This is a genomic window from Microbacterium oleivorans, from assembly GCF_001644225.1.
In the GTDB taxonomy this organism is placed as follows: Bacteria; Actinomycetota; Actinomycetes; order Actinomycetales; family Microbacteriaceae; genus Microbacterium; species Microbacterium gawkjiense.
Genome location: NZ_LSTV01000003.1, coordinates 104,815 through 128,740 on the forward strand (window position 1 = coordinate 104,815; position 23,926 = coordinate 128,740).

Sequence of the window (23,926 nt, forward strand, 5' to 3'; positions counted from 1 at the left end):
TGCTCCTAGTAGACCGTCGAGGGGGTCTGGTCGACCGGCAGGTCGCGCGGGTCGGGGTCGTCGGGCCCGGGCAGGGGGTCGGGCCCCTTCTGCGCGGCCTTCAGGATGAGGCGGAACTCGACGACGGCGAGCGAGGCGTAGATGAGGGTGAACGCGACGAGGGAGATGAGCACCGTCCAGCCGGGGACGCTGGGCGAGACGCCGTCCTCGGTGAGCATGAGGCTGAACACGATCCAGGGCTGGCGGCCCATCTCGGTGAACACCCAGCCGACGAGGCTGCCGAGCAGGGGGAGCGGGGCCGACCAGATCGCGATGCGCCACATCCAGTCGGCGACGGGACGGGTCGCCTTCTTCCGCGTGACCCAGAGGCCGGCGACCGAGATGAGCGTCGCCAGACCGCCGAAGCCCATCATCCAGCGGAACGACCAGTAGGTGACCCAGATCTCGGGACGGTAGTCGACGCCGGCGCCGAAGCGCTGCGTGTAGAGGTCCTGCAGATCGTTCAGTCCCTCGACGCAGCCGTCGAGCGTGTGGGTGGAGAGGAACGAGAGCAAGTAGGGAACGCGCAGCGACCAGACCTCCTCCGAGCCGTCGGGCGTGCCGATCGAGAAGATGGAGAAGGATGCGTCGGCGCCGCACGCGTTCTCGTACAGGGCTTCGGCGGCCGCCATCTTCATCGGCTGCGTCTGCACCATGACGAGCCCCAGCTGGTCGCCGCTGATGGCGGTGCCGGCGAAGGAGATGATCATGAACCACATGCCGTAGCGGAGGGCCGGCCGCATCGTCTCGATGTGCTGTCCGCGGCGCAGGTGCCAGGCGGCGACGGCGATGATGACCGCCGCGGCGAACATGAACGCCGAGAAGATCGTGTGCGGGAAGGCGGCGAGGGCGACCGGGTTGGTGAGCAGCGCGAAGAAGTCCGTGAGCTCGGCGCGACCCGTGTCGGGGTTCAGGGTGTACCCGACCGGGTTCTGCATGAACGCGTTGGCGGTGAGGATGAAGTACGCCGACAGGATCGACCCGAACGCCGTCGCCCAGATGGTCAGCAGGTGGATGCGGCGGGGCAGCTTGTCCCACCCGAAGATCCACAGGCCGATGAAGGTCGCCTCGAAGAAGAACGCCATGAGGCCCTCGAAGGCGAGCGGGGCGCCGAAGACGTCGCCGACGAAGCGGGAGTAGGCGGACCAGTTCATGCCGAACTGGAACTCCTGCACGATGCCGGTGACGACGCCCATCGCGAAGTTGATGAGGAAGATCTTGCCGAACAGGCGCGTGAGGTGGAGCCACCTCACGTCGCCGGTGCGGTGCCAGACGGTCTGGAAGATCGCCACCGTGAGCGCCATGCCGAGCGTCAACGGCACGAACAGGTAGTGGTAGAGCGTCGTCAGTCCGAACTGCAGGCGAGCCAGGATGAGCGGGTCCAGAAAGTCCACGGGCTTGGTCCTTCCACGGGTATACTCCGACGCTACGACGGCCGGCTGATCGCGGCATCCGATCGGGCCGTGCAAAATACCCGGATGCCGCCGCGCCGGACACCCCCATGGGGGGAGCGGTCGACGGGACGATCCCGAAGGGCACGCCGCTGCGGGTCTCGGATTCGAAGCGTCACTGGTACAAGCTCCACTACCGGGGCGGATACGCCTGGGTCTGGTACTCGTCCCTGCGCACCAACCTCGCCTACTGATGCGGGTTCACGCGGAGGCGTCGGGGCGCCGCCGCAGGAGGTGGATGACGCATTGCTGCGGATCGCACGACGAGCGCATGCCGTCGACCGCCAAGGGCCCGCCCGCCTCGCTGAGGGCGCCCTGCATGAGCCCGAGGTGCACGTCGCAGAGCGTCTCGCGGTTGTCCGCCTGATCGGCCGCGTGCGCGCAGGGCGTCAGGTCGATCGTGAGGGCGTCCTCGTCGATGTCGGGGTCGAAGCCGCCGTCGAGAAGCTGCTCGACGAGCGCGTCGAGCTGATGCTGTTCCTCGCCCGTCAGCGACCCGGCGGTCTCGGGCATGACCCGGCGCATGAGGTCGCCGCGCTCGGCGGCGGCCTGCACCTTGCGGCGGTGCTCCGGACTCGAGACGCTCACGCCGTCGACGGCGCGGTAGAACACCCGGGGCCGGCCGCGCGTCGTGCGCTTCTCCACCTCGGTCGCGACGAACCCGCGCTCGATGAGCCGCTGCAGATGCTCCCGGACCGTGTTCGGATGCAGCTTCGTCGCCGCGACGAGCTCGCCGACGGTCTGCTGCGGGGTCGTCTGCAGCAGGTGGAGGATCTCCACGCGCGATGACGTGGAGATCGCGTTGTAGGCGGTCGGGCGCCGGGCCGTCATGACTTCATTATCGGGGGATGACGGATGCCGCGGGGCGGCCCTCGCCTATGATTCCGCCCGTAATCTGAGACCATGCGGCATCCCACCCCCGACCCCGTCGGACCGGGCCAGGAGAGCGTCTGGGACTACCCCCGGCCTCCCCGCGTCGAACCGGTCGCCGGCACCGTCACGATCACCCTCGGCGGCGAACGCATCGTCTCGACGAGCCGCGCCTTGCGCGTGCTCGAGACGAGCCACCCGCCCGTCTACTACCTGCCGATCGACGACTTCGTCCCCGGTGCGCTGACGCCCGGTCAGGGGTCATCCTTCTGCGAGTTCAAGGGCGCGGCGCGCTACCTTGACGTCCACGGTGGCGGCGTGTCCCGCCCCGCGGCGGCGTGGAACTACCCGCATCCCGAACCGGGCTATGAGGAGCTGGCGGAACGGGTGGCGGTGTACGCGCAGCAGATGGACGAGTGCACCGTCGCCGGTGAGGTCGTGACCCCGCAGCCGGGTCGCTTCTACGGTGGGTGGGTCACCTCTCAGGTCGTGGGACCGTTCAAGGGCGTGCCGGGCTCGATGGGCTGGTGACCGGAGCCGACCGTCAGAGGCCGAGCGCCGCCTGCACGTCGGGGGAGTCGCTCTCGCGCGGTTCGGTGCGCACCAGGTCGGCGACCGAGCCGAGGATCTCGTCGGGACGGAACGGGTAGCGCTCGATCTCGGCGGTGTCGCTGATGCCGGTGAGCACGAGCACGGTGTGCAGGCCCGCTTCGATCCCGGCGACCACGTCCGTGTCCATGCGGTCGCCGATCATGCCGGTGTTCTCGGAGTGCGCGCCGATGCGGTTGAGTGCCGAGCGGAACATCATCGGGTTGGGCTTGCCGACGACGTAGGGCTCTTTGCCGGTGGCCTTCGTGATGAGCGCCGAGATCGCGCCCGTCGCCGGCAGGACGCCCTCGGTCGAGGGGCCGGTCGCGTCGGGGTTGGTGGCGATGAAGCGGGAGCCGGCGCCGATGAAGCGGATCGCCTTGGTGATCGCCTCGAACGAGTAGTTGCGGGTCTCGCCGACGACGACGTAGTCGGGGCGGGTCTCGGTCATGATGAAGCCCGCCTCGTGGAGGGCCGTCGTCAGACCGGCCTCACCGATGACGAAGGCGCTGCCGCCCGGCATCTGCGAGGCGAGGAAGTCCGCGGTCGCGAGCGCCGAGGTCCAGATCGACTCCTCCGGCACGACGAGTCCCGACGCGCGCAGCCGGGCGCTGAGGTCGCGCGGCGTGAAGATCGAGTTGTTCGTCAGGACGAGGAACGGGGTGCCCTCGTCGCGCCACTGCTCGAGCAGCTCGGCGGCGCCGGGGATCGGCGTGTTCTCGTGCACGAGCACGCCGTCCATGTCGGTCAGCCAGCACTCGATGTCCGCGCGGGTCCGCATGCGTCCACCCTATGCCCGCGTGGGGCTTCCTCCCGGTTCAGATCCCGCGACGGAAGGTCGTGTGGACGACCCCGCTCTCGGCGGCTTCCGACGTGACGCTGTAGTCCCTCTCCAGGCCGCGCAGGTCGTCCCACAGGCGCACACCGCGGCCGAGCAGGATCGGGACGATCGCGACGTGGAGGTCGTCGACGAGCCCGTCGCGCAGGAAAGCGCGCACCGTCTCGGCGCCGCCTCCGACCCGGATGTCCCGGCCGCCCGCGAGCTCGCGGGCGCGTGCGAGCGCCTCGGCGGGTGTCGCCGTCAGGAAATGGAACTCCGTTCCGTTCGCGAACACGATCGGCGGCCGCGGCGCGTGCGTGAGGACGAGGACCGGGAAACCGAAGGGCGGCTCGTCGCCCCACCATCCGCGCCAGTCGGGGTCGTCGGGGTTCGCGTGCAGCCCGAACATGCCAGCGCCCATGATCTCCGCACCGAGCTCCGCGAAGTACCGCTCCGCGTAGGCGTCGTCGACACCCGTCGTGCCCTGCCCGGTGGCGTCGTGCAGCACGCGCTGCCGGAAGGTCCGGGTCGCCGTGTAGTCCCGCGTGAGCCTGCCCCAGTCGTCGCCGAACGGGTTCTCCGGCGTCTGATCGGTCGTTGTCGCGAAGCCGTCGAGCGAGATGTTGAGGTCGACGCGGACGCGTGTCATTGCGGTCCTTCCGGGAACGACTGACGAAAGCAGGCGCTCCAGTGTGCCGCACGACGCCCGCCCGCGTCGACGGGAGAGCTACGCCGTGGCGATCTCGTGCGTCGGCGTCCACCCCAGCGACGGGGCGACGTAGCGGGCGAACGACTCGACGAGGCGCAGGTTGAACGCCACACCGAGCTGGCTCGGGATGGTGAGCATGAGCGTGTCGGCCTCGCGGACCGCGGCGTCGTGCTGCAGCTGCTCGACGAGCTCGTCGGGGGTGCCGGCGTAGGTCTTGCCGAAGGTCGACCGCATGCCGTCGATGATCCCGATCTGGTCGCCGTCGGAGCGGCCGCCGAAGTACATGGCGTCCTCCGCGGTCGTGATGGGGAAGATGCTGCGGCTCACCGAGACGCGCGGGGTCCCCGCGTGACCGGCCTCGCGCCAGGCCGCGCGGAAAGCGTCGATCTGCTCGGCCTGCAGGATGTCGAAGGGGCGACCGTCGGCCGAGGTCAGCAGCGTCGACGACATGAGGTTGACTCCCATGCGTCCCGCCCATTCGGCCGAGTCGCGGTTGCCGGCGCCCCACCAGATGCGCGAGCGCAGCCCGGGGGAGTGCGGTTCGATGCGCTGCAGCCCGTGGCCGCCGCCGAACGGGCTGTGCGGGTCGCTCTCGGCGAGCCCTTCGCCCTCCACGGCGCGCAGGAACAGCTCGAAGTGCTCGCGGGCGATGTCGGCGCCGCGCGGGTCGGTCGACCCGGTGTAGCCGAAGGTCTCGTAGCCGCGGATGACGCTCTCGGGTGACCCGCGGCTCACGCCGAGCGCGAGCCGTCCGTCGCTGATGAGGTCGACCGCGGCCGCCTCCTCCGCGAGGTAGAGCGGGTTCTCGTAGCGCATGTCGATGACGCCCGTGCCGACCTCGATGCGCGAGGTGCGCGCCGCGATCGCGGCGAGCAGTGGCATAGGGGAGGCCTGCTGACGGGCGAAGTGGTGCACGCGGAAGTACGCGCCGTTCACCCCGAGCTCGTCCATGCCCTGCGCGAGGTCGATCGCCTGCAGCATCGAGTCGCCGGCGGTGAGTTCGCGACCCCCGCCGAGGGGACCGTAATGGCCGAAGGACAGCGTTCCGAAGCGTTGCATACCGGGCGCAACGCCACGGCCGCGGCATCCATTCCGATGAATATGGATGCCGCGGCCGCGGGAGCGTGCGAGGGATCAGCTCGCGGGCGCCACGGCGCGCAGCGCGTCCGTCCAGGGCGTCACGGGGCGCCCGATGAGGTCGGTCAGGTCGGATGAGGTGACATCGAGCGCACCGCGGGCGATGCCGCCGTCGAGGGCGACGACGAACCCGACGGTGCCCTCGTCGAGCCCGAACGACGCCAGCCGCGCCGCCAGCTCGTCGGGGGTCGCCGGCGCGTACACGACCTCGCGCCCGAGCACCTCGCCCATGGCGGCGGCGATGTCGGCGTAGGTGGCGCGGGGTCCCGCGAGCTCGTACGTGCGGCCGAGGTGCCCGTCCTCGAGCAGGACGACCGCGGCGGCGTCGGCGTAGTCCGCTCGCGCGGCGGCGGCCACGGCGGCGTCGCCGACGGCAGCAGAGAAGACGCCCGTCTGCGCCGCGCCGGCCAGGTCGCCGGCGTAGTTCTCCATGTACCAGTTGTTGCGCAGGACCACGGCGGGGATGCCGCTGGCCGCGATCGCCTCCTCGGTCGCCTTGTGGTCGGGGGCGAGGACGAGGTCGACGGTGTCGGCGTGCGAGACGCTCGTGTAGACGAGCTTCGCGACACCGGCGCGGGCGGCGGCGTCGATGACGGTCAGGTGGCCGGCGAGGCGCCCGCCCGGCTCCGAGCCCGAGATGAGCAGCACGCTGTCGACGCCCTCGAGGGCGGCGTCGACCGACTCTGGCACGGTGTAGTCGAGCGGCACGACGCGCACGCCCCTGTCGGCGAGGTCGGCGGCCTTCGAGACGGTGCGTGCTCCGGCGACGATGCTCTCCTGGGCGGCGCCGCGGGCGAGCAGTGCGTCGACGACGAGGTGTCCGAGCTGGCCGCCGGCGGCGGTGACGAGGATGGTCATGGCGAGTCCTTTCGATGATCGCGCGATGCGTGCGACAGCCGGGACAACCCCCACCAGACCCCCGTGCATTCCGATCGGAGGGTACCCACTTTCAGGTAAGCTGCTGACGTGTCGGTGAGTTTCGAGCGGATGCGGCAGGAGTCGCCGGGGATCTTCAGCGAGGCGTGCCCGTCGCGTGTCGTCCTCGACCACGTCATGAGCAAGTGGGGCGTCCTCGTTCTCCTCGCGCTCACCGACGGCACACGCCGGTGGGGCGAGCTGCGTCGCAGCGTCGACGGGATCAGCGAGAAGATGCTGGCCACGACGCTGCGCACCCTCGCCGCCGACGGGATCGTGGCGCGCACGTCCTACCCCGAGGTCCCGCCCCGCGTCGAGTACTCCCTGACCCCGCGCGGCGTCGAGCTCATGGAGCGGATGACGCCCCTCATGACGTGGATCCAGGCGAACGCCGACGAGATCGTCGCGCGCTGAGCCCCGGCATCCGCGGCCGTGTCAGGATCGAGATCATGACTGTTCTCGGTACCAGCGATCTGACCGTGTTCCCCCTGTCGCTCGGCGGCAACGTCTTCGGCTGGACGGCCGACCGCGACACGTCCTTCGCCGTCCTCGACGCCTTCACCGCCGCCGGCGGCGACTTCATCGACACGGCGGACGTCTACAGCGCGTGGGTCCCCGGCAACTCGGGCGGCGAGAGCGAGCGCATCATCGGCGAGTGGATCGCCTCGCGGCGGCCCGAGCGGGTCGTCATGGCGACCAAGGTGTCGAAGCACCCCGAGTTCCCCGGTCTGTCGGCGGACAACGTGCGCGCGGCCGCCGAGGCGTCGCTCGCCCGGCTGGGCGTCGACACCATCGACGTGTACTACGCGCACGCCGAAGACCCGGACACCCCGCTCGAGGAGACCGTCGCCGCTTTCGGCGCCCTGGTCGCCGACGGTCTCATCCGCTACCCGGCCGTGTCGAACTTCTCCGTCGAGCGCACCCGCGAGTGGGTGCGCCTGGCGCGCGAGCAGGGGGTCGCCGAACCCATCGCGACCCAGCCCGCCTACAACCTCGTCGACCGCGGCGTCGAGCGCGACGTCGTCCCGACGGCGGCCGAGCTCGGCCTGACCGTCGTGCCGTACTACGCCCTCGCGAGCGGATTCCTCACCGGCAAGTACCGTTCCGCCGACACCTCGGGGCAGTCCTCGCCCCGTGCGGGATCGGCGGCGAAGTACGCGACGCCCGATGGGCTCGCCGTGCTCTCCGCGCTCGACGACGTCGCGGCCGGCCACGGCGTCTCGGTCGCCTCCGCCGCCCTCGGGTGGCTGCGCGCGAAGGGTGCCGTCCCGATCGCCTCGGCCTCGCGCGTCGACCAGGTCGAGGGCCTCATCGCCGGCGCGACGCTCGAGCTGGCACCCGACGAGGTCGCCGCGCTCGACGACGCCTCGGCACCGTTCGTCGGCTGACCGACCCGGGACGGATGCCGCCGGTCGCCTAGCCTGGACCGGTGGCATCCGTCCTGAACATCTCCGCCTACCTCTTCACGGCGATCGACGACCCCGCGTCGCTGCGCTCCGAGCTGCAGGAGCGGGTCGACGCGCGCTCGCTGCGTGGCACGATCCTGGTCGCCGAGGAGGGCATCAACCTCTTCCTCGCGGGACCGGCGGAGGACGTCCGCGGGTTCGTCGACGAGCTGCGGGCCGAGGAACGGTTCGCCGCGCTCACGACGAAGGAGAGCTGGTCCGCCGAGCAGCCGTTCCGCAAGATGCTCGTCAAGCACAAGCGCGAGATCATCCGGATGGACCGTCCCGCGATCCGGCCGGCGGCCGGACGCGCCCCGGCGGTCGACCCGCTCACGCTCCGCCGGTGGCTCGAGACCGGCCGCGACGACGACGGCCGCGAGGTCGTCCTGCTCGACACGCGCAACGCGTTCGAGGTCGACCACGGGACGTTCGCCGGGGCGCTGGACTGGCGCCTGGAGAAGTTCACCGAGTTCCCGGATGCCGCGGCCGCGCACCGCGACGAGCTCGTCGGCAAGACGGTCGTGAGCTTCTGCACCGGCGGCAACCGCTGCGAGAAGGCTGCCCTCGTCCTGCGGGAGGACGGCATCGACGCGCGTCAGCTCGACGGTGGCATCCTCGGGTATTTCGAGCACGTGGGCGGCGACGGGTTCGACGGCGACTGCTTCGTCTTCGACGAGCGGCGCACCGTCGACGCGCGCCTGCAGCCCACCGGCTGAGCAGCGTCCGAGGCGGCCGCTAGCCTCGACCCATGCACCGGCTCACCAGGGACGAGGCCCGCCGCATCGCGGTGCGCGCGCAGCTGCTCGACGCGGACCGGCCCGGCGACGTCGTCGAGGTCGCCGAGCAGATCGCCGCGATCAAGATCGACCCGACGGCCGTCATCGCCCCCAGCGAGCAGTCGATCTGCTGGTCGCGCATCGGCTGGGCCTACGAGCCGGGGCAGCTGTCGAAGGCCGTCGAGGGGGACCGGCTGCTGTTCGAGTACGACGGGCACTTCCGCCCGGCATCCCTCCTCCCGGCTCTCCGCGCCGTCATGCCGGGGCGCCGCCTCGGCGGTTCGACACGCCAGTACCTCGAGGCGAACGCCGCCTTCCGCGCCGAGATCCTGCGACGCCTCGAGCGGGAGGGACCGCTGCCGGCCTCGGAGATCCCCGACACGAGCGTCGTCCAGGCGAAGAACGAGAGCGGCTGGTACGGCGCGAACCAGGTGCCGCGCATGCTCGAGCTTCTGTCGTACCTCGGCGACGTCGCCATCAGCGGGCGGATCGGCCGCCAGCGCGTGTGGGACCTGCCCGACCGTGTCTACGGTGCACGGGATGCCGAGATGGACCCGGCCGACGCCGAAGACGTTCTGGCGGCACGGCGGCTGCAGGCGCTCGGCATCGCGCGCGAGAAGTCGTCGTGGTCGGGTGTCGGCACGGCGGGTGAGCCGGCCGAGGTCGAGGGAAGCGCGTGGCGCTGGCGGGTCGACCCCGAGGCGCTCGCCGCGCTGGACGACGACCCGGGCGGGCGCGCGGCGATCCTCAATCCGTACGACCGCATGCTGTTCGACCGGCCGCGCCTGACCGAGCTGTTCGAGTTCACCTACGTCCTGGAGCAGTTCAAACCGAAGCATCAGCGGGTCTACGGCTACTTCGCGCATCCGATCCTCGTCGGCGACCGCTTCGTGGGTCTGCTCGACGCGGCGCTCGACAAGAAGAAGGAGAACCTCGTGGTCTCCGCCGTGCACGAGCTCGTCCCCCTGGACGACGACGAGCGCGACATGGTGCACGCCGAGGTCCGGGACCTCGGCGAGTGGCTCGGGGTCCCGGTCCGCGGACTCGACTGAGTCCGGCGACGCTCAGCGCGCCAGGCGCAGCGTGACCAGCTGGAACGGCGACAGCTCGAGGCGGACCGCGTCGCCGGCGGCATCCCGCAGCGCCGTCGCCGCGATCGGGCGTTCGAGCAGGTCCGTCTGCACGACGCCGGTCGCCCGGAAGCCCGGGACGAGGTGCGCGGTCCGGCTCGAGCCGAGCGCCTCGTAGAGCCGCACGATGACGTCGCCCGACCCGTCGTCGGCGAGCTTGACGGCCTCGACGACGACGCCCGGGTCGTCGAGCTCGAGGAACGGGTCGACCTCGCGCGCCCCCTGCAGGGCGACGGTCGGAAGGTTCAGGCGCAGCCCCTCCGCGACGGCCGCCGCGACGGTGGCGCCCGGGAGCACGGACAGGCGGAAGGTGTGTGCGCCCTGGTCGGCTTCGGGGTCCGGGAACAGGGGCGCCCGCACGAGGGTGACCCGTGCGACCGTCCGCGCGCCCCCGTCCGAGCCGGGCGCGCGCTGCACGTCGTGGCCGTACATCGCGTCGTTGGCGATCGCCACGCCGTACTCGCCCTCGGCCACGCGGATCCAGCGGTGCGCGACGGTCTCGAACCGGGCGGCATCCCACGTCGTGTTCATGTGGACAGGCCGCGACACGTGGCCGAACTGGATCTCGGACTCCGCGCGCTCGGCCCGCACCCGCAGCGGGAAGGCGATCTTCAGCATCTTCTGCCGCTCGCGCCAGTCGAGCCGCAGCGCCACCTCGAGCGCGCCGGACGCGGGGTCGACGCGGTAGCGCTGCTCGGCCGACGACGATCCGAACCGGCGCCGGACCACGAGGTCGGCCCCGTCGACCGTGATCTCGTCGGCCGCGTCGAGGACGGTCCCGAGCGCGCCGTCCTCGACGTCGATGTTCCACGCGTCCCAGTCCCGCGGGGTGTCGCGGAACAGGTGCAGCGCGCCACCGGGGTGCGCGGGATCGATGAGCTCGCGGCCCGTCGCGAGGTCGACGGCGCCCACGACGAGTCCTCGCGCGTCGATCGCCCAGTCGAACCGGGGGTGCCGGAACCGCCAGCCGTCGCCGTCCGCCTCGGGCCGGACGGCGGGAGCGGATGCCGCGGCCCCGACGCCGAGCGCCGGTGCGCCGCCGAGCGCCACCGGCGCGGCGTTGGCCGCGAGCGCCCGCTCGCCCTCGCCCACGAGCGAGCGCAGGGCGGTGTCGATGATCTCCCGCAGCTCGTCCGCGAGGCGGGCGTACGTCGCCTCGGCCTCCTGGTGGACCCACGCGATCGAGGTGCCGGGCAGGATGTCGTGGAACTGGTGCAGCAGGACCGTCTGCCACAGGGCGCGCAGCCGCTCGGCGGGGTAGGCCGCACCGGTGCGGACCGTGTCGAGCGTCGCCCAGAGCTCGGCCGCCCGCAGCAGGTGCTCGCTCTCGCGGTTGCCGCGCTTCGTGCGGGCCTGCGCGCTGTAGGTGCCCCGGTGGTACTCGAGGTAGAGCTCCCCGGACCACACCGGCGGCGCCGCGTACTCCGCCTCGGCGTCGGCGAAGAACTGCGCCGGCGAGCCCAGGCGCACCTTGGGGGCCCCCTCTAGGTCGGCGGTGCGGCGCGCGGCGGCGATCATCTCGCGGGTCGGCCCGCCGCCGCCGTCGCCCCAGCCGAACGGCACGAGCGAGTGCGTCGCGTGCGCCTTCTCGGCGAACTGACGCTCGGCGCGGGCGAGCTCTGCCGCCGACAGATCGGAGTTGTACGTGTCGACCGGCGGGAAGTGGGTGAACACGCGGGTGCCGTCGATGCCCTCCCACAGGAACGTGTGGTGCGGCATCCGGTTCGTCTCGTTCCACGAGATCTTCTGCGTGAGGAACCAGCGCGAGCCCGCCGCGGCGATGATCTGGGGGAGCGCGGCGGAGTACCCGAACGAGTCGGGCAGCCAGACCTCGAGCGGCTCGACGCCGAACTCCTCGAGGAAGAACCGCTTGCCCTCGACGAACTGGCGGGCGAGGGCCTCCGATCCCGGCATGTTCGTGTCGGATTCGACCCACATGCCGCCCACGGGCGCGAACCGGCCCTCGGCGACGGCCCGCCGCATCCGCTCGAACAGCTCGGGGTAGTGCTGCTTCATCCACGCGTACTGCTGCGCCGACGACGCCGCGAAGACGAAGTCGTCCTCGGTGCGCATGAGGTCGAGCACGTTCGAGAACGTCCGCGCGACCTTGCGCACCGTCTCGCGGACCGGCCACAGCCAGGCGGAGTCGATGTGGGCGTGCCCCACGGCGGTCAGCTGATGCGAGGTGGCGGATGCCGGGGCCTCGAGCGCGTCGCGCAGTTCGGCGCGCCCCGCGGCGACCGTGCCGGCGACGTCGTCGGGGTCCACCGCGTCGACCGCGCGGCCGAGCGCCGCGAGGACGCGGGCGTGACGGGTGCGGTCGGGGTCGAGCTGCTCGACGAGCCCGCGCAGCGTCCAGATGTCCTGTTGCAGCTCCCAGACCGTCTCGTCGAGCAGTCCGAGCTCCAGGCGCCGCAGCCGGTAGACGGGCTCCGTGCCCGCGGTTCGCTTGTCGCCGAGCGGGGTCGCGGCGAAGGTGAACGTCCCGGCGACGCTGGGATTGCCCGCCGCCTCGATCCAGAGGTCGATCTCGTCGCCCTCGACGGGGACGGCGGTGTTGCGCGGCTCGATCGCCTTCACGATCGAGCCGTCGGGGCGGAACACGAGCGCCTCGGCCTGGAACCCCGGACCGGAGCCGTCGAAGCCGAGGTCGACGACGATCTCGGGACGGGTGCCCGGCACGTCTCGCCAGGAGTCGGGCACCCGGCCGGTGACGTGGAACCACACCGTCCCCCACGGCTTGCCCCACTCGGTGCCGACGGCGAACGGCGCGTACTCCTGCCGGATCGCCTCGGCGAAGGGCACGGGCTCGTCGGGGAGCTCCCACGCCTCGATCGTCACGGGAGCGGTCTCGCGGTGCAGGGCGGGGGGCAGCCGGTCGCGCACGAGCCGGTCGATGCGTTGCAGGGCCAGGTGGTCGTTGCGGTGCATGCGGGTTCCTTCGAGGTCGGTGCGGCGCGGGAGCCGGGACGGGTCAGCCCTTCACGGCGCCCGAGAGGGCGAACGAGCCCCCGAGGCCGCGGGTGACGAGGAGGTAGAGCCCGAGGACCGGGAGCGAGTAGAGCAGGGAGTAGGCGGCCAGGCGTCCGTAGGCGACGGTGCCGTACTGCCCGAAGAAGGCGTAGATCGAGACCGCGGCCGGCTGCCAGTCGGGCGTCAGCAGGAGGACGAACGGCACGAAGAAGTTGCCCCAGGCCTGCAGGAAGACGAAGACGAAGACGACGCTCAGGGCGGGGCGCATGAGCGGCACGACGATCGTCCACAGCGCGCGCATCGCGCTCGCCCCGTCGACCCAGGCGGCCTCTTCGAGGCTCACCGGTACCGAGTCCATGAAGTTCTTCGTCATCCACAGCGCCATCGGAAGGGCGCTCGCGGCGAGGAACAGCGCCACCGCCCACGGCTGGTTGATCAGCCGGACCTGCACGAACAGGCTGTAGACGGGCACCATGATCGCGGTGATCGGCAGGCAGCTCGCGAAGAGCACGGAGTAGAGGAACGGCGCGTGGAACCGCGACCGGTACCGCGAGAGCGGGTAAGCGGCGAGGACGGATGCCACGACCGTCACCGCGGCCGCACCCGTCGAGAGCAGCAGGCTGTTCACGAGCGGGCGGAGCGTCAGCTCGGGGGTGAGGACGTCGGCGAAGTTGTCGAGGGTCGGGTCGGTCGGCCACGCCACGCGATAGGTCGCCGCCGAGTCGATCGAGGCGAGGACGACCCACGCGAGCGGCGCGGCGAACACGATCCCGATGATCACGAGCACGAGGTTCGCCCAGAACCGCGTCGCGCCGCGTCGCGGTGAGGCGACGCTGGGCGCACGGGGGGTGCGCCGGGTCGCGGTGGTGACGGTCGCGGTGGCGGTGGTCACGCGACACCCCCTCGGCGCCGCAGCGACACGACGTAGGCGATCGAGAAGACCGCGCCCAGGGCGAGCATGACGATCGCGATCGCGTTGCCGTACCCGATGTCGCCGAACGAGAAGGCCTCGCTGTAGGCGAGCACGGGGAGGGTGCGAGAGAGGTCGCCTGGGCCGCCCTTGGTCATGACCCAGATGAGGGTGAACACGGACAGGGTCTGCAGCGTCGTGAGCAGCAGGTTGGTGAAGATCGTCCCCGAGATCATCGGCAGCGTGATGTACCGCAGCCGGTTCCACGTGCCCGCCCCGTCGATCATCGCCGACTCGGTGACCTCGGGCGGCACGTCGTCGAGCGCCGCGCGGTAGATCATCATCGAGAACGCGGTGCCCCGCCAGGTGTTCGCGAGGATGATGGCCAGCAGCGGCAGGGCGTAGAGCCAGTTGGGTCCCTCGATCCCGACGAGTGACAGCGCGCCGTTGAGCGTCCCGTCCGCGGAGAGGAACGCGTAGCCCACGAAGGCGGCCACGATCTCGGGCAGGACCCACGCCGTGACCACCAGGACGCCCACCGTGCCCGCGACGGCCCGGCTGCCGGCGCGGAACAGGACCGCGAGCAGCAGCCCGAGGATGTTCTGCCCGACGATGGCCGAGCCGATGACGAAGACGACGGTCAGCAGGATCGAGAGCGGCAGCACCGGATCGGTGAACAGCCGGGCGTAGTTGTCGAGCCCGATGAACTCCGGCTTCGCCGCCCCCACTCCCGTCAAGGCGCGGTCGGTGAAGGAACCGACCGTCGCCCAGACGATGGGGCCGGCCAGGAAGACGAGGAGGAGGCCGACGGCGGGGACGAGCGGGAGCGCGCGCGTCGGGGAGAGGCGCATGTCGACCCGACCGTGGCCGCGGCGGCGGGGCGACGCGCGGCGGTCCTGCTGCGGCGCGAGCGTCGTGCTCACGGGGTCATCCGGTGGTGACCCCGTCGTCACCGACGATCTCGCGGACGGCGTCGTCGTAGGCGGCGGCTGCTTCGGCGGGGGACTGCTGTCCCGTGATGACCGCTTCCGTGGCCTGCTGCGCCGCGACCGAAATCTTCGGGTAGTCGCTGTTCGCGGGTCGGAAGTGCGTCACCGAGACGGCATCCGTCACCGCGCCGACGAACGGGTTGGCCTCGAGATACGTCGGGTCCTCGGCGACGTCGGAGCGGACCGCGATCTGCGCGTTGTTGATCGCGTACCAGAGCGCGTTCTCCTTGTTGAGGACCGTCGTCATGAAATCGAAGGCGAGGTCGGGAACGTCCGTCTGCGCCGATGCCGCGAGGGTCCACCCGCCCGACATGCTGACGCCGCCGGGCGCCTGTCCGTCCTGCGTCGGGAAGAGGGCGACCCCCATCGTGTCGGTGTACTCGGGCCACGGGTACTGACCGCCCTCGGCCCAGAACGACGGGGTGTACGAGCCCTCGACGGTCGCCCCGAGGGTTCCCTTCGGGAACCACTCGCCGAAGACGGCCTGCCACACGTTCGGGTCGAGGGCCTGGTCGGCGCTCACGGCGTAGCCCTCGTCGTAGAGAGTCTGCAGGAACGTCAGCGAGTCGATGAAGCCCTGCGATCCGACGACCCACTTGCCCGCGTCGTCGTCGTACAGGCCGGTGCCCTCGCCGGTGCCGTAGAGCAGCTCGTAGAAGCTCTGCATGACGGTGCCCTCGCCGGTGCCGGTGCCCGCGTACATGTTGAATGGCACGACGTCCGGTTGGCTCTCCTTGATCGCGGCGGCCGTGGCGAGGATGTCGTCCCAGCTCTCGGGCTGCCAGGGCGTGGCGACCCCGGCCTTCTCGAGGACGTCCTTGTTGTACCAGATGACCCGCGTGTCGGTGCCGAGCGGCAGGGCGTAGGTCCCGCCGTCCTCGCCCTTGCCGGCGTTCCGGCCGGCCTCGTCGAACATCTCCCAATCGGCCCAGTCGGCGAGCTTGTCGTCGAGCTTCAGGAGGTAGCCGGCCTCGGCGTCGCTGCGGACGGTGAAGGTGTCCTCGTAGAAGACGTCGGGGGCGGTGTCGGGCGAGGCGAGCGAGAGCTGCAACCGGGTCTTGTAGTCGTCGTCCGTGGCGGTGATCGGCTGCAGGTCGACGGTGATCCCCTCGTGGGATGCCTCGAACTCCTCCTTCGCCGTCTTCATCAGGGTGTCGAGCACCTCGAACGAGGCGGTCTTCGCGTAGACGACCGTGACGGTGTCACCGTTGCTTTCGCCTCCCTCAGCGGAGCACCCGCCGAGGAGGAGGGCGGCAGCGGTCGCTGCGGCGATGGATGTGACGACGGTGCGAGCTCTCACGGTGCCCCCTTGCTCCGGATCGTGGCGTCCACGCGCGACGGCGGGACACGGTAAGTCAAACCGATGGACATAGCGGAGTCAAGACGCCTCGCGGCGTCGGGCGCTCCTCTCACGCAGTCGGCACCAGAAGCGAGGTCGGCCGGGGCGTCAGGGCCTCGTCGAGGATGAGGCACGCGGCGCCGATCGCCCCGACATCCGACCCGAGTGCGGTGCCCGCGATCGAGAGGGGATGGACCCCGCGTGCGACGCGCATCTCGTCGAGGAGCGGGGGGATCGCCTCGGTGAAGGTCGGTCCGACGCGGTCCCAGAGCGGACCGCCCATGACGATGCGGTCGACGTCGAGCAGGTTGGAGACGACGGCGAGGGCGCGGGCGACGTGCACCGTGCACCGCTGCAGCAGGTCGCGGGCGCGCTCATCGCCGTCCTCGGCCATGCGGACGAGCCGGGTGAGCGCGGCATCCACCCGCGTCGGGTCGTCGCACTCGCGGTCCGCCTCGAGCACGCCGCGGCGCTCGGCCTCCTCGACGAGGGGGAGCGGCGCGCACGTGACCGCGATGCATCCGCGCAGTCCGCACGCGCACGACGGACCCTCGGGGTCGACGACGATGTGCCCGATCTCGCCGGCGTTGCCCGACCCGCCGCGGACGACCTCGTCGCCGACGACGAGTCCCACGCCGAGCCCGGTGCCGAGGTACAGGAACGCGAAGTTCGGGGCCCCACCGGGAGCGGCGACCCACTTCTCGGCGACGGCCGCCGCCGTCACGTCCTTGTCGAGCACGACCGCCAGCCCGGTGGCCTCGGCGATCGCGTCGCGGAGGGGGACGCGGTCCCAGCCGAGCAGGTTGGGCGGGTCGACGACGATGCCGCGGTCGGCGTCGATCGGTCCGGGCGCGGCGATCCCGAGGCCGACGATCCGGCTGCGGTCGATCCCCGACTCGGACAGCACGGCTTGGATGTCCTCGATGAGGACGGCCACCGTGTCGGCCGGGTCCTGTGCGCGCGGCGTGGCGCGGGCGTGGCGGGCGACGACCTCGCCGTCGATCGACAGGACGACGACCGTGATGAGTCCCGGGTCCAGGTGGACGCCGACGGCGTAGCGGCTGCTTCCGACCAGTCGCAGGGTCGTCCGCGGCTTGCCGCGCCCCGAGCTCGTGCGGCCGGCCTCCTCTACGATCCCCGCATCCAGCAGGCGCTGGACGATGTTGGACACGGTCTGTGCGGACAGCCCGGTGGCGTCGGCGAGCTCGACGCGGCTGTGTCCGTGGGCCCGGCGGATCTGGTCCAGGACGACAGCCTCGTTGTAACCACCGACGCTGGGTTGATTGGCGCCGCGTCTGGCCATGGGTGAACCTGCTTTGCTCCGGGGGTGCGGTGGCTTGAGCGTAGCGCGCCGCGTCCACGGCGGTGATCCGACGCCGCCGCTACATTCGAGGCATGGCATCTCCCTCCGCGCTCCCTGCCCGCACGCTCGACGACGGCGCCGTCCTGCGCGCTGCGGCGCCCGGCGACGAGGCCGGCATCCTCGCCGCGATCCACGCGCTCGCCGTGTACGAGCGCGAGCCGGATGCCGTCCGCACGACGACGGACGATCTCACCGCCACCCTGTTCGGCGACGACCCGAAGGCCTTCGCCCTCGTCATCGAGCGGGACGGGGGGATCCGTGCGATCGCCGTGTGGTTCCTCACCTACTCGACCTGGACCGGACGCCACGGGATCTGGCTCGAGGACCTCTTCGTCGACGAGGCGGACCGGGGCCGCGGGTACGGCACGGCGCTGCTGTCCTCCCTGGCCGCCGTCGCACTCGAGCGCGGCTATCCGCGACTGGAGTGGACGGTGCTCGACTGGAACGCGCCCGCCGTCGGCTTCTACCGGTCCATCGGCGCCGAGGCCATGGACGAGTGGACGACGCAGCGGATGACGGGCGAGGCGCTCGCCGCCCTCGCGCGGCGCTGACCGCGACGCGTTCGCCGACTCAGCTCAGCGGCGAGATCGTGACCGGCTCGCCGAGGCCCGACAGCTGCTGCGTCAGCGTCGCCGTCCGCCCGAGGAATCCGGTGGTCGACTCCGCCGCGACGGGACGGAAGTCCTCCGTCAGCCACAGCGTGTAGGCGTCGATCGGGATGCCGTACCAGTCGTACGCCGCCGTGCTCTCCAGGCGGTAGGCCTCCACGGACCCGTCGAGCGTCTCGACCGGCTCGGGCGCAGCCGAGACCGACCAGGTGTCGCCGCCGCCGATGAGGTCGCCGATGAAACCCGGGTCCGAGAACACGCGGTAGGCCTCCGCCGCGGCTCCGGCTGCCTGCTCGGTGGGATCGGCGGAGTCGGGATCGGCGACGACGGGCCCGTCGCCCTCGTCGATGAGCATGTCGCCGTCGACGAAGCTGATGGCCACCGGCCCACCGCCGGTCTCGAGGTCGCCACGGAACTCGAACATCGGGTCGTAGTGGTACGAGATCTCTCCGGCGAGCTCGTCGCCGGAGATGGTGAGCGTGCCGGTGTCGTAGCGCACGAGGACCGCCTGCAGGCACGGGCCGAGGTCCGACCCGGCGACCGTCCCGGAGGCGAGGTCGAGCGTCTCGCACTCGACGGGCGTCTCGACGACGGGCGCGCCGGCCGTCGCGTCGGGGGTGGGGGACGCGGAGGTGGGCGGTGCCGCAGATGCGGATGCCGACGCGGTCGGAGACGCGCTCGGGGCCGGGGTCTCGGCGGCGGAGCACCCCGCGAGGGCGAGCACGGCGGTCGCGGCGAGCAGGGGCAGGGCGCGGGTGCGCACGATGCGGCTCCTTGCAGGGGACGGGTCGGCAGTCGCGGACGAGCCTATCGCCGCTTCTATCCGTTCCTCCGTCGCTCGTGCAAGCCCCTGGAGAGGACGAACGCATCGGGAGCACGATGGGCGGCACGATCACGACGAGAGGAAAACCGTGGCCAGCATCATCGAGACCGTCGATGTCAGTGTGCCGGTGTCCACCGCGTACAACCAGTGGACCCAGTTCGAGTCCTTCCCGCACTTCCTGAGCTACGTCGAGTCGATCACGCAGATCGACGACACGACGAACCGCTGGAAGGTGAAGATTGGCGGAGTGGAGCGCGAGTTCACCGCGCACATCACCGAGCAGCATCCCGACGAGCGTGTCGCGTGGAAGAGCGTCGACGAGGATCACGCCGGCGTCGTCACCTTCCACCGGCTGAGCGACACCGAGACGCGCGTCACAGTGCAGCTCGACTGGAAGCCCGAGGGCTTCGTCGAGACCGTCGGCGCCGCCATCGGCATCGACGACCACGCGGTCAAGAAGGATCTGCAGAAGTTCAAAGAGTTCATCGAATCCCGCGGCGCTGAGACCGGTGCCTGGCGAGGCGACGTGGGGTGAGCGGACGGCCCGTCCTTCCGCTCGCGGCGGCCCGGTGGTGCATTCCACCGGGCCGCCGTGGCACGGTGGAGGCATGACCACCATCTCCATCGAAGGCCGCGCTCGCCGCCTTCGCGAACTCCACGCCGCCCCCGAGATCCTCCGTGTCGTCAACGTGTGGGACGTCGTCTCGGCCAAGGCCGTCCTCGCCCTCCCGGACACCCGCGCGATCGCGACGGCGGGGCATTCGATCGCGGCATCCTTCGGCTACGACGACGGCACGATCCCGCTGGAGACCACCCTCGACATGGTGGGGCGCATCGTCGCCGTCGCCGGCGACATCCCCGTCACCGCCGACCTCGACGACGGCTACGCCGACACCGGCGACACCACCCGCCGGGCCATCGGGGTGGGCATCGTGGGCGCCAACATGGAGGACCGGCTGCGCCCGTTCGACGAGTCGGTCGCGCGCGTCGCGGCCGTCGTCGCCGCCGCCGAGGCGGAGGGCGTGCCCTTCGCCCTGAACGCCCGCACCGATGCGTTCGTCCGCGGCGGCGGCCGCCCCGTCGAGGAGTCGATCGCCGACGCGATCGCGCGCGGACGCGCCTACCTCGACGCCGGCGCCGACGTCGTCTTCGTGCCGGGGGTCCTCGACGCCGAGACCACCTCTCGCCTCGTGGAGGGCATCGGCCGGATCAGCGTCATCGGGCTGCCCGGCGCCCTCACCGCCGGCGAGTACGAGAAGCTCGGCGTCGCCCGCATCTCCTACGGCCCCCTGACCCAGCGCGTCGCGCTGACCGCGTTCCAGGACGTCGCGGCCGATCTCTACCGCGACGGGGTGATCCCCGAGAGCACCCGCGCCCTGAACTGACGACGGATGCCGCGCCCCGCGCGCGGGCCGGACGAACCCCGCGTGGTAGGCTCTCCCGTTGGAAGCGTGTCCGAGCGGCCGAAGGAGCATGGCTGGAATCCATGTAGGCGGGGTAACTCGTCTCGCAGGTTCAAATCCTGTCGCTTCCGCCACAACGAAGCCCCGCACCCGAGTGGTGCGGGGCTTCGGCGTTCCCGCCGGGGCGGCTCAGCGGCGCACCGGTGTCTCCTCGGCGAACGTCGACCCCGGGCGGATGACCAGCGATCGCGGCAGGAGGCGCGCGATCCGGCGCCGCGGCGCCGCGACGGCCGAGTACAGCCCGGCGCGGACGGCGGCGGCATCCGTCGCCATCGCCGCGCCCTCGTCGCCGAACGATCCCGGCGGGGCGTAGCTGGCGCGTTCGACCGCGTCGACGAGTCGCTCGACGGCGTCGGCGGGGGCGCCGTGGTGACGACGCAGGCGGTAGCCGAACGCGCGGGGCGACTCGGAGTCGGGCACCGGGATGCCGAGATCGATCGCGGCGTCCTGCACGAGACGCCAGGCCGCCAGCGCGCTGCCGCCCCGGGCCTGCGCGGCGCGGCGACGGGTGACCGTGGCGCTCACGAGGGCCGGCAGGGCCAGCACGACGAGGACCGCCGCGACGATGCCGACGACGGGGAGTGCTTGCGTGACCGAGGCGGTCGAGGTGGGCGTGGTGCCGGCGGTGGGGTCGTCCTCGGGCCGTGGTGCCGCCGACGCACTCGAGGTCGGCTGCGGCGTCGAGCTCGCGGTCGGCTCGGGTTCGGGCTCGTTCGAGCCGTCGTCGTCGGAGGCGAACCGCTGCGCGGTGCCGAGGCTCTTCGTGGGCTCGAACCCAACCCAGCCGATGCCCTCGAAGAAGACCTCCGGCCAGGCGTGCAGCTGCGCCGTCGTCGCCTGGTAGACCCGTTCGTCGTCGACGACGTCGCCCGTGGCGAGGCCCGGGAGGAACCCCACGACGACCCGCGAGGGCATGTCGAGCGACCGGGCCATGAGGGCGAACGCCGAGGCGAAGTGCACGCAGTAGCCCGATCGCACCTGCAGGAACCGCGAGACGGCCTCGACACCCGGTCCGTCGAACCCGTCCTCGACGGGCGCCTCGAGCGAGTAGTCGAACTCCGGTCCGCGGAACCAGGACTGCAGCGCCAGCAGCCGGTCGTAGTCGGTGCCGGCGTCGGCGGTCACCTCGGCGGCGAGGGCGCCGATGTCGTCGGGCGTCTCGGCCGGGAGTCCCCGCGCGTCGTCGGGGCCGCCGCGCGCCTGGGCGGCGCGGGCCTGCTCGATCGTGGGCGCGGGGCTGCGGGTCACGACGTCGAAACGCTGACCGCGCGCCGCCGAGGAGGGGGAGACGACCGTGCCGTTCTCCGCCGCGATGCGCCAGGTGCCGCTCAGGCCCTCGAACGACACCGCATCGGCCGGGACGGGAAGCTGCGCCGAGGACAGGTCGAGCACCTCGACGGTCCGCGACGATTCCACGATCTCGATGCCCTCCGCGGCGGAGTCGTCGGGCTCCCACTCCTCGACGGGCACGGTGCGGGCGCGGTCGGGACGCCACGACCCGCCCTCGAGCTCGGTGAGGGTGGCGACCCGCAGGTACGAGGGCCCGCCGCTCGCACTCCACTGGCGCACGACGGGGACCTCGGCCGGGCGCCGCAGATCGTCGCCGAGGTTGAGGCTCGCGTCGATCCTCGTGCCGCCGCCGAACCCGCCCGCGGGGGCGACGGCCGTCGGCAGGACGGGCGCGACGATGACGGCGATGACGACAGCGGATGCCGCGATCACGGCAGCCACGCCGCCGACACCACCCCGGGGCGCCGCGGGCTGCAGCGCGCGGTGCCGCGCGCGCGTCTCGGTGCGCATGAGCCACAGGAGCGCGAGGGCGAGGAGCGCGAACGCCCACAGGTCGACCGCGCGGGGGACGGCGATCGTCGGGATGAGCCAGACGGCGATCAGCGCGACACCGCCGAGGAGCGGCATCCGTGCCGTCAGGACGACGTGGTCGAGCGCGATGGTCAGCACTCCGACGGCACCGACGATGAGGAACGTCAGCGACGCCGAGGCCTCGAGGGGCGCGACGCCGACGGCGATGTCGGAGCTCGCGATCTCGAGCAGCCGCGGCACCCGCGCGAACGCCTCACCGGAGGGGATGACGAGCAGCCACGCGACGTCGGAGAAGAACACCGCCGTCATGATCGCCGTCCACAGCGCCAGGAGGGCGAGGGTCACGACGCCGGCCACGAGCCGGAGGCGCCGCAGGAGGTAGCCGGCGCCGAGGAGGAGGGCCGACAGCACGAAGGCGAGCGCCGCCCACGCACCGCCGGCGATCACCGAGAACAGCGGGATGAGCGCCGCGACGATCGCCAGGAGCAGGGCGACCGTCGACGGACCGTCGTGGCGGGGCCGTTCCGCCTCGATCCGGTCAGTCGACATGACCGCGGCCTTCGGTGTAGCCCGCCATGCCCGACCACAGGGTGTCGATCTCGTCCTCGGGTTCGAGCCGGTGCACGCGCCAGCCGCCGTCGCGGGCGATCCGCATCGCCTCGGCGGACCCGCCGAGCGCGAACAGCACCGGGAGGCTGCTGTGGGTGACGATCGGGAGGAGGGCCGCGGCATCCTCCGCGTCGATCTCGCCGGTCGCGACGACCACGGGACCGAGGGTCGTCCCGGCGAACAGCGTCGAGAGGGTGCGGAGGTTCCCGTCCCGTCGCGCGGTGAGCGTGGCGAAGCCCGTCGTGAGCGCCTCGAGCGCCGTCGTGTCGCCGCCCTCGAGCGGCTCGGCGATCTCCGAGCCGTCCACGTCGACGATCGTCACGCTGTACCCCTCCTGCACGAAGCGGTGCGCCGCCGAGACCACGATCGAGACGGCCGCCTCGAAGCCCGCGTCCTCGCCGGGGGAGCGCAGGGCGTCGCCGCTCCACCGCGTCACACTCCGGTCGAAGACGATCACGGCCTCCGGGTTCGACTCGCGCTCCTCCTGACGCACCATGAGCTCACCGCGGTGCGCGCTGGCGCGCCAGTGGATGCGGCGCATCGAGTCACCGGGCGCGTACACGCGCGGGATGAGGTTGTCGGCGCCCTGCCCGAGCTTGTCGGTGACGGATTGCATCGTGCCCCCGGCGGCTCCCGGGAGTTCCTCGAAAGCCTCGAGCGGAAGGACGGCGGGCGCGATGGTCAGAGGGACGGTGCCGCCGAGCTGCTGACGCCGCCGGCTCAGACCGAACGCATCGGTCGTCTCGACCACGAGGGGGCCGATGGGGCGCACGCCGCGGCGTCGGGCCTGCACCCGGTACGAGATGTCGACGCTGTGCCCGCCCGAGACGAGACCCGACCGCAGCGCGGGGTAGACGCCGCTCGGTTCGCCGTCGACGCCGCGGGGCAGTCGGTCCTGCCACGTGCCCACCGCCGTCGGGAGGACGGTGCGCGCCTCGACGTGGGCGCGGACGTCGACATCGCCCCCGACGCTCGCCACGGCGGGCGCGAACGAGCGGCGCACGCCGTCGTCGCGGTGTCCCAGCCACAGCGACGCGAACGAGACGCCCACCGCCGCCAGCAGCAGCACGCCGAAGAAGACGAGCGCCGGCACGGAGAAGATCTGGGCGCACACGAACGAAGCGAGTCCGACCAGGACCGCTCCTGTG

At 71.8% G+C, this 23,926-nt stretch carries 23 protein-coding genes and 1 tRNA gene; 10 read left to right on the forward strand and 14 right to left on the reverse strand.

What is annotated here, in order from left to right:
* Window positions 1–5: 5 nt before the first annotated feature.
* Window positions 6–1,433 (reverse strand): cytochrome ubiquinol oxidase subunit I, encoded by a 1,428-nt coding sequence (locus AYL44_RS09255; protein WP_064003011.1) that lies wholly within the window; start codon window positions 1,431–1,433, stop codon window positions 6–8.
* A 107-nt stretch (window positions 1,434–1,540) separates the two neighbouring features.
* On the opposite strand from AYL44_RS09255, the gene AYL44_RS14555 reads away from it, so the two are divergent.
* Window positions 1,541–1,684, forward strand: a complete 144-nt coding sequence (locus tag AYL44_RS14555) for an SH3 domain-containing protein (protein ID WP_157532612.1) — start codon at window positions 1,541–1,543, stop codon at window positions 1,682–1,684.
* A 7-nt stretch (window positions 1,685–1,691) separates the two neighbouring features.
* Here the strand turns inward: AYL44_RS14555 and AYL44_RS09260 are convergent, their stop codons facing one another.
* Window positions 1,692–2,321, reverse strand: a complete 630-nt coding sequence (locus AYL44_RS09260; RefSeq protein ID WP_064003012.1) for a helix-turn-helix transcriptional regulator — start codon at window positions 2,319–2,321, stop codon at window positions 1,692–1,694.
* A gap of 72 nt (window positions 2,322–2,393) precedes the next feature.
* On the opposite strand from AYL44_RS09260, the gene AYL44_RS09265 reads away from it, so the two are divergent.
* Window positions 2,394–2,891 carry a DUF427 domain-containing protein gene (locus AYL44_RS09265; RefSeq protein WP_064003013.1) on the forward strand — a complete coding sequence of 166 codons (498 nt, stop codon included), beginning with the start codon at window positions 2,394–2,396 and terminating at the stop codon, window positions 2,889–2,891.
* Window positions 2,892–2,904: 13 nt separating this feature from the next.
* On the opposite strand, the gene AYL44_RS09270 is transcribed toward AYL44_RS09265, so the two are convergent.
* From AYL44_RS09270 to AYL44_RS09285, 4 genes are all read right to left on the reverse strand, one after another.
* Window positions 2,905–3,729, reverse strand: a complete 825-nt coding sequence (locus AYL44_RS09270; RefSeq protein WP_064003014.1) for an HAD-IIA family hydrolase — start codon at window positions 3,727–3,729, stop codon at window positions 2,905–2,907.
* A 37-nt stretch (window positions 3,730–3,766) separates the two neighbouring features.
* Window positions 3,767–4,417, reverse strand: a complete 651-nt coding sequence (locus tag AYL44_RS09275; RefSeq protein ID WP_064003015.1) for a dihydrofolate reductase family protein — start codon at window positions 4,415–4,417, stop codon at window positions 3,767–3,769.
* 78 nt (window positions 4,418–4,495) lie between these two features.
* On the reverse strand, window positions 4,496–5,536 hold the full coding sequence (locus AYL44_RS09280) for an LLM class flavin-dependent oxidoreductase (RefSeq protein ID WP_064003016.1): 1,041 nt from the start codon (window positions 5,534–5,536) through the stop codon (window positions 4,496–4,498).
* 75 nt (window positions 5,537–5,611) lie between these two features.
* A complete protein-coding gene (locus tag AYL44_RS09285; protein WP_064003017.1) occupies window positions 5,612–6,472 on the reverse strand; it encodes an NmrA family NAD(P)-binding protein in 861 nt (286 codons plus the stop codon).
* 108 nt (window positions 6,473–6,580) lie between these two features.
* On the opposite strand from AYL44_RS09285, the gene AYL44_RS09290 reads away from it, so the two are divergent.
* From AYL44_RS09290 to AYL44_RS09305, 4 genes are read left to right on the forward strand one after another with little or no spacing between them, the layout of a single operon-like run.
* A complete protein-coding gene (locus AYL44_RS09290; RefSeq protein ID WP_082886173.1) occupies window positions 6,581–6,943 on the forward strand; it encodes a winged helix-turn-helix transcriptional regulator in 363 nt (120 codons plus the stop codon).
* A 35-nt stretch (window positions 6,944–6,978) separates the two neighbouring features.
* Complete coding sequence (locus AYL44_RS09295) at window positions 6,979–7,917, forward strand: aldo/keto reductase (RefSeq protein ID WP_064003018.1); 939 nt, start codon at window positions 6,979–6,981, stop codon at window positions 7,915–7,917.
* A 41-nt stretch (window positions 7,918–7,958) separates the two neighbouring features.
* Complete coding sequence (locus tag AYL44_RS09300) at window positions 7,959–8,690, forward strand: sulfurtransferase (protein WP_064003019.1); 732 nt, start codon at window positions 7,959–7,961, stop codon at window positions 8,688–8,690.
* 32 nt (window positions 8,691–8,722) lie between these two features.
* A complete protein-coding gene (locus AYL44_RS09305) occupies window positions 8,723–9,802 on the forward strand; it encodes a DNA glycosylase AlkZ-like family protein (RefSeq protein WP_064003020.1) in 1,080 nt (359 codons plus the stop codon).
* A gap of 12 nt (window positions 9,803–9,814) precedes the next feature.
* Here the strand turns inward: AYL44_RS09305 and AYL44_RS09310 are convergent, their stop codons facing one another.
* The 5 genes from AYL44_RS09310 to AYL44_RS09330 all read right to left on the reverse strand — a co-directional run bounded on the left by AYL44_RS09310 (window position 9,815) and on the right by AYL44_RS09330 (window position 17,394).
* Complete coding sequence (locus AYL44_RS09310; protein WP_064003021.1) at window positions 9,815–12,811, reverse strand: alpha-mannosidase; 2,997 nt, start codon at window positions 12,809–12,811, stop codon at window positions 9,815–9,817.
* A 43-nt stretch (window positions 12,812–12,854) separates the two neighbouring features.
* Window positions 12,855–13,745, reverse strand: coding sequence for a carbohydrate ABC transporter permease (locus AYL44_RS09315; RefSeq protein ID WP_064003022.1), 891 nt, complete (start codon window positions 13,743–13,745; stop codon window positions 12,855–12,857).
* Window positions 13,742–14,686, reverse strand: coding sequence for a carbohydrate ABC transporter permease (locus AYL44_RS09320; protein ID WP_064003023.1), 945 nt, complete (start codon window positions 14,684–14,686; stop codon window positions 13,742–13,744). The genes AYL44_RS09315 and AYL44_RS09320 overlap by 4 nt, the downstream gene beginning before the upstream one ends.
* Window positions 14,687–14,690: 4 nt before the next feature.
* The gene (locus AYL44_RS09325; RefSeq protein WP_064003024.1) at window positions 14,691–16,052 is read right to left on the reverse strand and encodes an extracellular solute-binding protein; all 1,362 of its coding nucleotides are present in this window, start codon (window positions 16,050–16,052) and stop codon (window positions 14,691–14,693) included.
* 109 nt (window positions 16,053–16,161) lie between these two features.
* A complete protein-coding gene (locus tag AYL44_RS09330; RefSeq protein WP_064003025.1) occupies window positions 16,162–17,394 on the reverse strand; it encodes an ROK family transcriptional regulator in 1,233 nt (410 codons plus the stop codon).
* A 92-nt stretch (window positions 17,395–17,486) separates the two neighbouring features.
* Here AYL44_RS09330 and AYL44_RS09335 point away from each other — a divergent pair, with 92 nt between their 5' ends.
* The gene (locus AYL44_RS09335; protein WP_064003026.1) at window positions 17,487–18,005 is read left to right on the forward strand and encodes a GNAT family N-acetyltransferase; all 519 of its coding nucleotides are present in this window, start codon (window positions 17,487–17,489) and stop codon (window positions 18,003–18,005) included.
* Window positions 18,006–18,024: 19 nt separating this feature from the next.
* On the opposite strand, the gene AYL44_RS09340 is transcribed toward AYL44_RS09335, so the two are convergent.
* On the reverse strand, window positions 18,025–18,825 hold the full coding sequence (locus AYL44_RS09340) for a hypothetical protein (RefSeq protein ID WP_064003027.1): 801 nt from the start codon (window positions 18,823–18,825) through the stop codon (window positions 18,025–18,027).
* A gap of 148 nt (window positions 18,826–18,973) precedes the next feature.
* Between AYL44_RS09340 and AYL44_RS09345 the strand changes: the two genes are divergently transcribed.
* The 3 genes from AYL44_RS09345 (at window position 18,974) to AYL44_RS09355 (ending at window position 20,422) form a co-directional block, all read left to right on the forward strand.
* On the forward strand, window positions 18,974–19,420 hold the full coding sequence (locus tag AYL44_RS09345; RefSeq protein ID WP_064003028.1) for an SRPBCC family protein: 447 nt from the start codon (window positions 18,974–18,976) through the stop codon (window positions 19,418–19,420).
* Window positions 19,421–19,493: 73 nt separating this feature from the next.
* Entirely contained in the window at window positions 19,494–20,270 is a 777-nt protein-coding gene (locus tag AYL44_RS09350; protein ID WP_064003029.1) for an isocitrate lyase/PEP mutase family protein, read from the forward strand.
* 60 nt (window positions 20,271–20,330) lie between these two features.
* A tRNA-Ser gene (locus tag AYL44_RS09355) sits at window positions 20,331–20,422 on the forward strand.
* A 55-nt stretch (window positions 20,423–20,477) separates the two neighbouring features.
* On the opposite strand, the gene AYL44_RS09360 is transcribed toward AYL44_RS09355, so the two are convergent.
* The gene (locus AYL44_RS09360; protein ID WP_064003030.1) at window positions 20,478–22,718 is read right to left on the reverse strand and encodes a transglutaminase TgpA family protein; all 2,241 of its coding nucleotides are present in this window, start codon (window positions 22,716–22,718) and stop codon (window positions 20,478–20,480) included.
* Window positions 22,708–23,892 (reverse strand): DUF58 domain-containing protein, encoded by a 1,185-nt coding sequence (locus tag AYL44_RS09365; protein ID WP_231872767.1) that lies wholly within the window; start codon window positions 23,890–23,892, stop codon window positions 22,708–22,710. The genes AYL44_RS09360 and AYL44_RS09365 overlap by 11 nt, the downstream gene beginning before the upstream one ends.
* Window positions 23,893–23,926: the final 34 nt, after the last annotated feature.

Excerpts from the sequence above, each read along its gene's own strand:
- AYL44_RS09310 (WP_064003021.1), bottom strand. The coding sequence starts at position 12,811 with ATGCACCGCAACGACCACCTGGCCCTGCAACGCATCGACCGGCTCGTG.
- AYL44_RS14555 (WP_157532612.1), top strand. The coding sequence starts at position 1,541 with ATGGGGGGAGCGGTCGACGGGACGATCCCGAAGGGCACGCCGCTGCGG.
- AYL44_RS09350 (WP_064003029.1), top strand. The coding sequence starts at position 19,494 with ATGACCACCATCTCCATCGAAGGCCGCGCTCGCCGCCTTCGCGAACTC.
- AYL44_RS09295 (WP_064003018.1), top strand. The coding sequence starts at position 6,979 with ATGACTGTTCTCGGTACCAGCGATCTGACCGTGTTCCCCCTGTCGCTC.
- AYL44_RS09360 (WP_064003030.1), bottom strand. The coding sequence starts at position 22,718 with ATGTCGACTGACCGGATCGAGGCGGAACGGCCCCGCCACGACGGTCCG.
- AYL44_RS09270 (WP_064003014.1), bottom strand. The coding sequence starts at position 3,729 with ATGCGGACCCGCGCGGACATCGAGTGCTGGCTGACCGACATGGACGGC.
- AYL44_RS09260 (WP_064003012.1), bottom strand. The coding sequence starts at position 2,321 with ATGACGGCCCGGCGCCCGACCGCCTACAACGCGATCTCCACGTCATCG.
- AYL44_RS09285 (WP_064003017.1), bottom strand. The coding sequence starts at position 6,472 with ATGACCATCCTCGTCACCGCCGCCGGCGGCCAGCTCGGACACCTCGTC.
- AYL44_RS09280 (WP_064003016.1), bottom strand. The coding sequence starts at position 5,536 with ATGCAACGCTTCGGAACGCTGTCCTTCGGCCATTACGGTCCCCTCGGC.
- AYL44_RS09305 (WP_064003020.1), top strand. The coding sequence starts at position 8,723 with ATGCACCGGCTCACCAGGGACGAGGCCCGCCGCATCGCGGTGCGCGCG.
- AYL44_RS09330 (WP_064003025.1), bottom strand. The coding sequence starts at position 17,394 with ATGGCCAGACGCGGCGCCAATCAACCCAGCGTCGGTGGTTACAACGAG.
- AYL44_RS09265 (WP_064003013.1), top strand. The coding sequence starts at position 2,394 with ATGCGGCATCCCACCCCCGACCCCGTCGGACCGGGCCAGGAGAGCGTC.
- AYL44_RS09275 (WP_064003015.1), bottom strand. The coding sequence starts at position 4,417 with ATGACACGCGTCCGCGTCGACCTCAACATCTCGCTCGACGGCTTCGCG.
- AYL44_RS09335 (WP_064003026.1), top strand. The coding sequence starts at position 17,487 with ATGGCATCTCCCTCCGCGCTCCCTGCCCGCACGCTCGACGACGGCGCC.